Source organism: Kitasatospora sp. NPDC005856, assembly GCF_040629945.1.
In the GTDB taxonomy this organism is placed as follows: Bacteria; Actinomycetota; Actinomycetes; order Streptomycetales; family Streptomycetaceae; genus Kitasatospora.
In genome coordinates this window covers 1-9,461 of sequence record NZ_JBEXWT010000160.1, presented here as the reverse complement: position 1 = coordinate 9,461, position 9,461 = coordinate 1, and the positions used below count along the sequence as shown (strand labels likewise).

11 protein-coding genes and 1 pseudogene are annotated in these 9,461 nt (G+C 70.6%); 5 read left to right on the top strand and 7 right to left on the bottom strand.

The genetic code is table 11. The features are described from left to right. Positions 1-182: 182 nt before the first annotated feature. From ABZ449_RS40890 to ABZ449_RS40880, 3 genes and pseudogenes are all read right to left on the bottom strand, one after another. Positions 183-347 (bottom strand): annotated as a pseudogene (locus tag ABZ449_RS40890) (GNAT family N-acetyltransferase); the annotation flags it as partial. Positions 348-622: 275 nt separating this feature from the next. Continuing rightward, positions 623-808, bottom strand: a complete 186-nt coding sequence (locus tag ABZ449_RS40885; RefSeq protein WP_360356918.1) for a DUF397 domain-containing protein — start codon at positions 806-808, stop codon at positions 623-625. 3 nt (positions 809-811) lie between these two features. Further along, complete coding sequence (locus ABZ449_RS40880) at positions 812-1,624, bottom strand: DUF5753 domain-containing protein (protein WP_360356915.1); 813 nt, start codon at positions 1,622-1,624, stop codon at positions 812-814. A 265-nt stretch (positions 1,625-1,889) separates the two neighbouring features. Here ABZ449_RS40880 and ABZ449_RS40875 point away from each other — a divergent pair, with 265 nt between their 5' ends. Further along, on the top strand, positions 1,890-2,258 hold the full coding sequence (locus ABZ449_RS40875; protein WP_360356912.1) for an ATP-binding protein: 369 nt from the start codon (positions 1,890-1,892) through the stop codon (positions 2,256-2,258). Beyond that, positions 2,255-2,515 carry a hypothetical protein gene (locus tag ABZ449_RS40870; protein WP_360356909.1) on the top strand — a complete coding sequence of 87 codons (261 nt, stop codon included), beginning with the start codon at positions 2,255-2,257 and terminating at the stop codon, positions 2,513-2,515. The genes ABZ449_RS40875 and ABZ449_RS40870 overlap by 4 nt, the downstream gene beginning before the upstream one ends. On the opposite strand, the gene ABZ449_RS40865 is transcribed toward ABZ449_RS40870, so the two are convergent. Both ABZ449_RS40865 and ABZ449_RS40860 read right to left on the bottom strand, forming a co-directional pair. After that, positions 2,499-3,629, bottom strand: a complete 1,131-nt coding sequence (locus ABZ449_RS40865) for a tryptophan dimethylallyltransferase family protein (RefSeq protein WP_360356906.1) — start codon at positions 3,627-3,629, stop codon at positions 2,499-2,501. The genes ABZ449_RS40870 and ABZ449_RS40865 overlap by 17 nt on opposite strands. Then, the gene (locus ABZ449_RS40860) at positions 3,626-3,937 is read right to left on the bottom strand and encodes a hypothetical protein (protein ID WP_360356904.1); all 312 of its coding nucleotides are present in this window, start codon (positions 3,935-3,937) and stop codon (positions 3,626-3,628) included. Before ABZ449_RS40860 ends, ABZ449_RS40865 begins: the two co-directional genes overlap by 4 nt. Positions 3,938-4,065: 128 nt before the next feature. Between ABZ449_RS40860 and ABZ449_RS40855 the strand changes: the two genes are divergently transcribed. Continuing rightward, positions 4,066-4,887, top strand: a complete 822-nt coding sequence (locus tag ABZ449_RS40855) for a class II aldolase/adducin family protein (protein WP_360356901.1) — start codon at positions 4,066-4,068, stop codon at positions 4,885-4,887. Positions 4,888-5,000: 113 nt separating this feature from the next. Then, positions 5,001-6,047 carry a 2-dehydropantoate 2-reductase gene (locus ABZ449_RS40850; RefSeq protein ID WP_360356898.1) on the top strand — a complete coding sequence of 349 codons (1,047 nt, stop codon included), beginning with the start codon at positions 5,001-5,003 and terminating at the stop codon, positions 6,045-6,047. 109 nt (positions 6,048-6,156) lie between these two features. On the opposite strand, the gene ABZ449_RS40845 is transcribed toward ABZ449_RS40850, so the two are convergent. Then, positions 6,157-7,101, bottom strand: a complete 945-nt coding sequence (locus ABZ449_RS40845) for an NADP-dependent oxidoreductase (RefSeq protein ID WP_360356896.1) — start codon at positions 7,099-7,101, stop codon at positions 6,157-6,159. Positions 7,102-7,157: 56 nt separating this feature from the next. Then, entirely contained in the window at positions 7,158-7,613 is a 456-nt protein-coding gene (locus ABZ449_RS40840) for a MarR family transcriptional regulator (RefSeq protein WP_360356893.1), read from the bottom strand. Between the two features lie 188 nt (positions 7,614-7,801). Here ABZ449_RS40840 and ABZ449_RS40835 point away from each other — a divergent pair, with 188 nt between their 5' ends. Next, entirely contained in the window at positions 7,802-9,271 is a 1,470-nt protein-coding gene (locus ABZ449_RS40835) for an MFS transporter (RefSeq protein ID WP_360356921.1), read from the top strand. Positions 9,272-9,461 lie beyond the last annotated feature (190 nt).

The window sequence follows — 9,461 nt, the reverse complement described above, 5'->3', positions numbered from 1 at the left end:
CGGACCCTTCCGACTGTGGAGCGCCAGGCCCGGGTTGCACGGACTCTTCCTACTGAAAGTAGGACGTGCTCTGGTAGCACCGCTGACGCCTGACGAGGAATCATCTCCCTCGCGACATCAGGAATATTAGCAGCTCAGAACCTGTGCGACGAATCGCGTCCTCGGGCGAGTGGGGGCGTCGGTCAGAGCGCTCGGGTCATGAACGTGCTGTTCGGGTCGGGTCGGTAGTCCGCGAACGGTTCGCAGGGGACGAACCCGAACTTTTCGTACAGCTTCCTGGCGGGCAGGAAGAGGTCGGGCGTGCCGGTCTCCAGGCTCAGCTTCGTGAAGCCCATGCGCCTGGCCTCGGCGGCTTTCTGCTCCGGGGTGACGGGTGTGTCGGTCGGCGGTCGGGAAACGCGAAAGGGTCCGGCACCCTGGTGGATGCCGGACCCTTCCGACTGTGGAGCGCCAGGCCCGGGTTGCACGGACTCTTCCTACTGAAAGTAGGACGTGCTCTGGTAGCACCGCTGACGCCTGACGGGAGATCATCTCTCTCGCGACAGGTGAAACATTAGCAGGTCACCGCCCATGCTCCGAATCGCACCGGCCGCCCGGAGGGGCCGGCCGGTGCGGCGGGGAGTCAGACGGCGAACTCGCCGGCGCGGATGGCGGACACGAGGTCCCGCCACTCGCTGACATCGAGTTGGGCGACCGCGTCGGGCCGGAGGCTGCTGCGGACGTAGACGGCGTCATCAGCCACGGCAACCTCGGGGCAGTTATTCGAGTTGGCGCACGACGTGGGGCGTGTCCAGGTGAGCTTCTTCATGATCTATATCTCCTTCTTGATCTTCGCGATCAGGTCGCGAGAACCTTCAACCGAAAGAGACCGATCAGTCATCCGCTCGATAATGGTGCGGTAGGTGTTCAGATGCTCTGTCGTGTGGAGGAAGATCGGCCCATCGACCGAGTCGTACTGGACCGTATCGAGACGAGGAACGGGGCCGTTCGCGTAGATGATGGCCTGGCCCGACCCCATGAATCCACCCGACTCGAACGTGACTACTCGAAGCGTCACGTGAGGGCGCAGGGATAGCTCCAGCATCCAGTCCAACTGTTCCCGAGTGACATCACGGCCGCCGAACTGCGCTCGCAGGGCGGCCTCGTAAACGATCGCCGTGTACGGATGAGAGCCTTCGGCCATCAAGGCCTGCGATCGGCGCAGGCGTTGTTCGACTCGCGTCTCGATGACGCGGGGAGTCAGTGGCGACTGCGCGTACTGAAAGATTGCGCGACAGTACCGCTCTGACTGCATCGGCCCCGGCGGATGGCAGATCTGGTACGACCGCATGCCCATCGAGTAGTGCTCAAGCTCGCAGATATCGAGAAATCCCTGCGGAACAAAGCCGCGATACTCGTCCCACCAACCCTTGTGCCGATCCTCGGCCATGGATGCGAGGGCCGCGACGTACTCGGCGTCGTCCTCGCCGAAGGCTTCCGCGAGCACTCGGACGCGCTCGGCCGTGATGGGGTAGTGCCCCTTCTCGACCTGCGTGATCTTCGTCCGATCGAGGTTGAACACGGCGGCGGCTTGGGCAGTCGTCTGGCGGGCGCTGTCTCGCATCTTGCGCAGCTCGATGCCCAACCGTTCCTGCCGGGCCGTTGGGGTCGTACGTGGTGGCATGGCCCAAGCATCTACGTCGTCTCATCAACAGTCCAGCGGCTACTGGTGGACCATGTTTCCGGATCCGGTGGCACATGTGAGCCTCGATGCCCTACAGTCTGTGATGCACCGATCACCGAACGGATCGTCAGAAACGCCGCTCGGGCACCGAAGAACACCCATGTCCAGTGGGCTCGTTCACGGCGACGCATCCGCCGGTCTCACCCATCCCCCTCCGGGAGACGCTGTGCGTAACCTCAACTCCCCCTCCCTCACCCTCTCCCGTGACGCCCTGCGCGACGGGATGACCAGCGCCGGTTGGCCGCCCTCCCTCATCGCGGACGCCGAACTCGCCATGGTCGAACTCATCGTCAACGCCTGGCGCCACGGCGAGACGGCCTCGCCCGTCATCCTGATTCACCACCGTGCCAACATCCTCCGCGTCGCGGTCTCCGACCGCAGTCCGCTGCTCCCGGAGCTGGGGCCCGTCTCCCTCCTCTCCGAGACCGGCCGGGGCCTCCAGCTCGTCGCCGGCCTCACCCACCGCTGGGGTGTCGACCCCCAGCACCTCGGTAAGACCGTCTGGTTCGAGCTGCAGCAGGACGGTGTCGCGTGAGCGCCCACCACCCCATCCACCCTGCCGACCCGGCCCTGCTCCACCTCACCTCGCGCCAGGTCGCCGAACTGATCGTCGAACTCCGGACCGAGAGCCGGGAGTTCGGCCTCCTCTGGCCCTCCGCCGTCCCGGGCGAAATCAACCTCCACGGCCGTCGCCTGGTCGACGTCGGCAACATCCCGGCCAGCACCCTGATCAACCTCCTCGCGCTCATCCGCGAGTTCAGGCGAAACCGCGACCTCAGGTCGCAGGGGTAGAGGCGTAGGTGTTGAACCGCAGGTACAGCCCGATGTGTGCCGGAACCCCCGGCGCGATCGTCCGGTAGCTGCACAGCTCCTGCAAGCCGGTGTCGCCCTCCGGTGGCTCTGCCGTCAGTCGTCGCACCACCTCGGCGTGCGGGCGCGGATCGACTCCCTCGATCCGCATCAGCTCCGCGATCCGCCCGGCCGCCTCGGCATCACTCCGGGCGTTCCCCGGCAGCCGCAGGTAGACGTTGGCCTCCTCGGGCCCCGTCCCACCCTCGCGGAAGGCCAGGCAGGTCATCGGCTCGTTGTCCACCGTGCCGCCGTCCCGCCCGTAGATCACGGCCCGCGCCCGCGCCGCCCGCGTCGAGTCGTGGCGGTGCGACAGTGCGGCCACCGTGTCCAACTCCTCCATCGGCATCGGGAGGTGCCGGAAGTAGACCTTCACCCGGGACCTGCTTCCGCCGTCCAGATCGAGGGCGAAGAACTCCACCTCGTGCCCGCGCAGGGCGAGTTCCTCGCATCGCCGCCCGACCGGTTCCCAGGCCTCGGCCAGCCCCAGCCGGTGCATGGCCTCCGCCATCACCTCATGCGTCCGGTCCAAGCCGTGGGCCTGCGGATTGAGGTAGACCTTGTACTGCGGCCGCTCTCCGGGCTGCCAGGCCAGGGAGTGCCAGACGGTGGGCCGGTTGCGATCGGGGCGGGGTGTGACGAACAGGTCCTCGACGTCGAGGTACCGCTCGATGCTCACCCCCGGCCGCTCGGCGAGCCGGAGCGTCAACTCCCGTCCGGCTTCCTGGGATCCGAGCGGAGAGCGGTCGAAGCTCAGTGACTCGACCAGGATGCGGATCTCCGGCCGCCCCGCCTTCCAGCTGACGGACAACTCGGCGGGGAAGCCGTCGGACGAGACGAACGACGGCGGGTTGCACCGGGTCCCGATGGGCCGCGCACCCCACGGGCTGAGGAGGTCCCGCAGGTCGTGCAGTACGCGGGCCGTCTCCGCCTCGTCCGTCCCCAGGCCCCGGCAGACGGCCGTCCACTTCTCCTCCAGGAACTGCCCGAACGTCTTGTCCGGGTCCTGGAAGGGGGCCAGGGCGGGTGTGGTGTCGCGAAGCCGTGAACTGCTCACTGGCCCGACTGGTTGGGTTCGTTCCGCTGTCGGACGACGGACTGGTTCGGCTCGTTCAGCTGCCCGATGACGGACTGGTTGGGTTCGTTCAACTGGCCGATGACGGACTGGTTGGGTTCGTTCAGCTGCCCGATGACGGACTGGTTCGGCTCGTTCAACTGGCCGACGACCGACTGGTTCGGCTCGTTCAGCAGGCCGGCGACAGCGGTGGGTGCGGGTGCCGGCGCCAGGGCCGCGGAGGTTCCGACGAGCAGAGCCGCGCCAGCGGCGATCCCAACTGCCCACCTGGTCAATACCTTGCGCATCATTGCCCCTCCCCCTGATCGATGATCAGATTGATCATAGCCACAGGGTCATTGCCAAAGGTATGAATCTCTCGAACGCACTTTTGGTTCGCCCTCGCCCCCGTCCGACCGTCGCAGCCCCGGGAGTCGCCATGTCCGCACCGCAGCAGCCCGCCGACCCGTACGCGGCGACCGGCGTCGTGGGACCGGCGCCCGAGGGGGTCACCCTGCCGCTGCCGCCGGTCTTCGACTCGGTGGAGGAGGAGCGCCAGTACCGGAAGGAACAACTGGCGGCCGGGTTCCGGCTGTTCGGCCGGTTCGGCTTCTCGGAGGGCGTCGCCGGGCACATCACCGTCCGTGACCCTGAGAACCCGAGCTGGTTCTGGGTCAACCCGTTCGGCATGAGCTTCAACCAGATCAAGGCCTCCGACCTGATCCTGGTCGACCACGAGGGCACCCTGCTGCACGGCAAGCGACCGGTGAACCGGGCCGCCTTCGCGATCCACTCCCAGGTGCACGCCGCCCGCCCGGACGCCGTCGCCGCCGCGCACTCCCACTCCCTCTACGGCAAGGCCTTCTCCAGCCTCGGCATTCCGCTCGACCCGATCACCCAGGACGCCTGCGTCTTCTTCGAGGACCACGGGCTGTACAGCGACTACCGGGGCGTCGTGACCGATACCGAGGAGGGCAAGCGGGTGGCCGCCGCGCTGGCCGGGCACAAGGCCGTGATCCTCCAGAACCACGGCCTGCTGACGGTCGGCCAGTCGGTGGCCGAGGCCGTCTGGTGGTTCGTCACGATGGAGCGGTCCTGCCAGGCGCAGCTGCTCGCGATGGCCGCCGGCACCCCGAAGCTGATCGACCGGGAGACCGCCCTGATCGCCCGCGACCAGATCGGGACCTCGCTGGCCGGCTGGTTCCAGGCCCGCCCGCTGTGGGACCAGATCACGCTCTCCGACCCCGACCTCTTCGACTGACTCTTCGACTGGCTCTTCGGCTGACCGGCCCCGCCGCCGCCGTCCGTCCCCTCCCGTCCGTCTTCCGGTCCGTCCCCTCCCGTACGCCCTCGTCCTCACCCGGAGCAGCCCTCGTGTCCACCACTCCCGCCCCGCGCAGGCTGCGGATCGCCGTCTTCGGCGCCGGTTCCATCGGCTGCCACCTCGGCGGCGTGCTCGCCTCGACCGCCGAGGTCACGCTCATCGGCCGTCCGGCGGCGATGGCGGCGATCCACGCGGACGGGCTGACCCTCACCGGTCCGGGCGAGGCCCGCCGCGAGGTGCGGGAGCTGACCGCCGCCGCCGACCCGAAGGCCGCGGCCGGCGCCGACTACGTCCTGGTCACGGTGAAGTCCGCCGACACGGCGACCGCCGCCCGGGAACTCGCCCCGCACCTCGGCCCCGGCACGGTGGTGGTGAGCTTCCAGAACGGCCTGCGCAACGCGGACGCGCTCACGGCCGCGCTGCCGGGCCACCGGGTGCTGGCCGGCATGGTCCCGTACAACGTGGTGCGGACCGGTGCGGCGGCGTTCCACCAGGGCAGCGGCGGGTCGCTGATGCTGGCCGAGGGGGAGGGTGCGGAGGCGCTCGCCGACGCCGCCCGGGCGAGCGGTCTGCTGCTGGAGCTGCGGTCGGACATGCCGGCCGTCCAGGCGGCGAAGCTGCTGATGAACCTCAACAACGCGGTCAACGCGCTCTCCGGCCTGCCGCTGCGCGAGCAGGTCGGGCAGCTGGCGTACCGGCAGTGCGTGGCGCTCTGCCAGCGGGAGGCGCTGGCGGCGTTCCAGGCCGCCGGGGTGGCGCCGGCCCAGCTCGGCCCGGTGCCGCCGGAGGTGATGCCGCAGGTGCTGGAGCTGTCGGACGAGCAGTTCCACGAGCTGGCCGGGGCCAGCCTGCAGATCGACGCCACTGCCCGCTCCTCGATGTGGGAGGACCTCCAGCGGGCCCGCCCCACCGAGATCGACTCGCTCCAGGGCGAGGCCGTCGCCCTCGCCGAGCGCCACGGCCTCACGGCCCCCGCCAACGCACGCCTGATCACCCTGGTCCGCGAGGCCGAGGCGGCTGCCGCCGGCACCACCCCCGCCTGCGCCCCCGCCTGGACGGGCCCTGCGCTCCTCGCCGAGCTCACCGCGGACCGCTGACGCTCAAGGAGCCACCGGCGCTCAAGGAGCCACTGAAGCTCCGGGGGAGTGCGGCTCGCCCACCTCGCGCGCGGGAAGTCGGCCCGGCCGACCTCCCGCGCAGGGACCGTCACGAGAAGTCCAGGACCAGCCGGCCGCGCAGGCCGCCGGCTTCCAGGAGGCGGTGGGCCCGGGCCGCCTGTTCGGCGGGAAGGACGTCGGCGACGTGCAGGGTCAGGACGCCCGCCTCGGCCTGGCGGCGCAGTGCGTCCAGTCGGCCGGTGTCCGCGAGGCCGTCCGTCACCATCACCGGGCGGACGCGGACGCCGCGTTCGGCCGGGCCGGACCAGCCCTTCAGCTCGGCCAGGATCCCGCCGTCGGCCACGGCGGGCACGAGTGCGGTGGTCTGGTCGGAGCCGTCCACCAGGCCGGGGACCCCTGCGGGGACCAGTGCCCGGATGCGGTCGGCGACGTCGGGGCCGCGTTCCACCACGTGGTCGGCGCCGGACCGCCGCACCCGCTCGACGTCGTGCGGGGCGGCATCCGCGACGACGGTCAGTCCCTCGGCCTTGGCCAGCTCGATCGCGTACCCGCCGACGGCGCCGGCCGCGCCGGTCACGGCGACGGTCCCGCCGGGTGGCAGGGCGAGCGCGTCCAGGGCCAGTCGTGCCGTCATGGCGTTCATGAGGAGTGTGGAGGCGGCGGGATGGTCCACCCCCTCGGGCGCCGGGACCACCGAGGCGGCGGGCACCACGACCTGCTCGGCGTACGCGCCGCCGTGTTCGCCGGTGAACAGCACGATGGCGACCACCCGTTGGCCCACCGCGAGGCGTCCGTCCGCCCCGGGCCCCAGCTGGTCGATCACCCCGGCCGCGTCCATCCCGGGCACGAACGGGGGCCGCCTGCCCGGCATCCGCGCGGCGTGGCCGCCGCGCCGCAGGATCGCGTCGGTCGGGTTCACGGCGGCGGCGTGCACCCGGATGCGGACCTCGCCGGGGCCCGCCTGCGGCTCGGGCAGTTCCAGGGCGCGTAGGGTTTCCGGGCCACCGAATTCTTCAACTCCAATGGCTTTCATGCCACTTGCAAGTCACGTCGCGGGCCCGGTGTTCCCGTGTGCCGTGCGTCGACGTCTCAACTCCGGGGCCAGGGGCGGCCGTCGAGGCGTTCGATGCCGGTGTTGAAGCGGCGCAGGAATTCGGCGAAGGAGGCTATGTCCTCCTCCGGCCAGTCCGCCATCACCAGGTTCAGCGCTCGGACGTGCGCCTCGCGTTCCGCGTCCAGCCGGCGTCGGCCCTCCTCGGTGAGGCGGAACTTGCGGGCGATGCCGCCGTCCGGGTCCGGGATGCGTTCGAGGAGGCCCGCGCTCTTCAGGGCCGCCGTCTGCCGGTTGAGGGTGGAGACGTCCAGGGCGAAGGCGTCGCTCAACTGCCCGATGGACATCGGCCCCTCGGTGTCGACCCGGCTGAGCAGGATGTAGGCGGTGCGTTCGAGCTGGCTGCCCTCGGGGCGGGCGTTGACCTGGCTCAGGTCGCGGTGCCGGGCGAACACCAGGAATTCGAGGGCGACCTCGTGCGTGGGGCTGGTCATGTCGAAGTCCCTTCATCACCGCTTCGACCTGCGGGTTCTCCGTGGATCATCCTTCAGTATGCCAGAGGTATGCGCAGCACACATGATGTGTATGACGCACATCATGTGTAAGCTCACCATTCTGTGCTTCATGCACATCGTGTGTTTTCTGCACAATCCTGCTCTTCGACTGCCCGAGGAGGCCCGTCATCAACGGCCCCGCCCCCACCGCCCGCACCGGTCCGATCGTGGCGACGCTCGCCTTCACCGGCACCGTCGCCGCGATCATGCAGACCCTGGTCACCCCACTGATCAGCGAGCTCCCGCAGATCCTGCACACCAGCGCGTCCAACGCCTCCTGGGTCATCACCGCGACCCTGCTCTCCGCCGCCGTCTTCGTCCCGATCAGCGGCCGCCTCGGCGACCTGCTCGGCAAGCGGACGATGCTCATCGCCTCCTGCGTCCCGCTGCTGCTCGGCTCGGTGCTGTGCGCGGTGGCCGACTCGGTGGTGCCGATGATCGCCGGCCGGGCACTCCAGGGCATGGGCATGGGCCTGGTGCCGATCGGCATCAGCCTGCTGCGCGACGTCCTGCCGCCCGAGCGGCTCGGCTCGGCGATCGCGCTGGTCAGCGCCTCCATGGGCATCGGCGGCGGACTCGGCCTGCCGATCGCGGCCGGCGTCGCCGACTACGCCAGCTGGCGCGTGCTGTTCTGGGGCACCGCCGTGCTGACCGTCCTCATCATCGGCCTGCTCTGGACCGTCATCCCGGCCCCCGCCACGGAGGGCCGCCGCCCCGCCGGCGGCCGCTTCGACTTCGTCGGCGCGATCGGCCTGAGCGTCGGCCTGGTCTGCCTGCTGCTGCCCGTCTCCAAGGGCGGCGACTGGGGGTGGGGCAGCACCCGCACCCTCGGCCTGTTCACCGCCTCCGCCGCGATCCTGATGCTCTGGGCCCGCTGGGAGCTGCGCGTCGCCGAGCCGCTGGTGGACCTGCGGGTCACCGCGCGCCCGCGGGTGCTGCTGACCAACGCCGCCTCCGTGCTGGTCGGCTTCGGCATGTACGCCCAGGCGCTGATCGTGCCGCAGCTGCTCCAGCTGCCGGCGGCCACCGGCTACGGCCTGGGGCAGTCGATGCTCGCGATGGGCCTCTGGATGGCGCCCGGCGGGCTGATGATGATGGTGGTCTCCCCGTTCGGCGGCAAGCTGTCCGCCGCGCGCGGGCCGAAGTTCACCCTGACCGCCGGAGCGCTGACGATCGCCGTCGGGTACGGGCTGGCGCTGCCGCTGATGGGCTCCACCTGGGGCGTGCTGGTCGTGACGATCGTCTGCAACAGCGGTGTGGGCCTGGCCTACGGCGCGATGCCCGCGCTGATCATGAGCGCGGTGCCGCTGTCCGCGACGGCCTCGGCGAACAGCTTCAACACCCTGATGCGTTCCCTGGGCACCTCGGTGTCCGCCGCCGTGATGGGCGTGGTGCTGTCGCAGATGACCGTCAACCTGGGCGGGCACGCCCTGCCCTCGGAGAGCGGCTTCCGGATCGGGCTGGTGATCGGCTGCGGCGTCGCGCTGATCGCGGCCGCCGTCGCCGCCGTCATCCCCGCGCCGCCCGCACCCCAGCTGCGCGCCGTTCCCGCCCCCGGGGAGTCGGACGCCGAGGCGGCGAAGCCGGCCACGGCCTGAGCCCTGCCCCTGCCGGATCCCTGTCTGCCTGAGGCCCGCCCCGGGCGCGCTGTGCTCGCGCGTCCGGGGCGGCGGTGTCGCTGGGCGGGGGCGGGCGGCGGTGTCGCCGGGCGGGGGCGGGGCAGCGGTGTCGCCGGGCGGGGGCGGGCGGGGGAGGGGGCGGGAGGGGGGGAGGAAGCGGGGTCTCGGG

What these genes read in the sequence shown, in the direction of transcription:
- ABZ449_RS40885 (WP_360356918.1), bottom strand. Translation starts at nt 808, where the DNA reads ATGAAGAAGCTCACCTGGACACGCCCCACGTCGTGCGCCAACTCGAAT.
- ABZ449_RS40860 (WP_360356904.1), bottom strand. Translation starts at nt 3,937, where the DNA reads ATGATGCGCAAGGTATTGACCAGGTGGGCAGTTGGGATCGCCGCTGGC.
- ABZ449_RS40855 (WP_360356901.1), top strand. Translation starts at nt 4,066, where the DNA reads ATGTCCGCACCGCAGCAGCCCGCCGACCCGTACGCGGCGACCGGCGTC.
- ABZ449_RS40845 (WP_360356896.1), bottom strand. Translation starts at nt 7,101, where the DNA reads ATGAAAGCCATTGGAGTTGAAGAATTCGGTGGCCCGGAAACCCTACGC.
- ABZ449_RS40840 (WP_360356893.1), bottom strand. Translation starts at nt 7,613, where the DNA reads ATGACCAGCCCCACGCACGAGGTCGCCCTCGAATTCCTGGTGTTCGCC.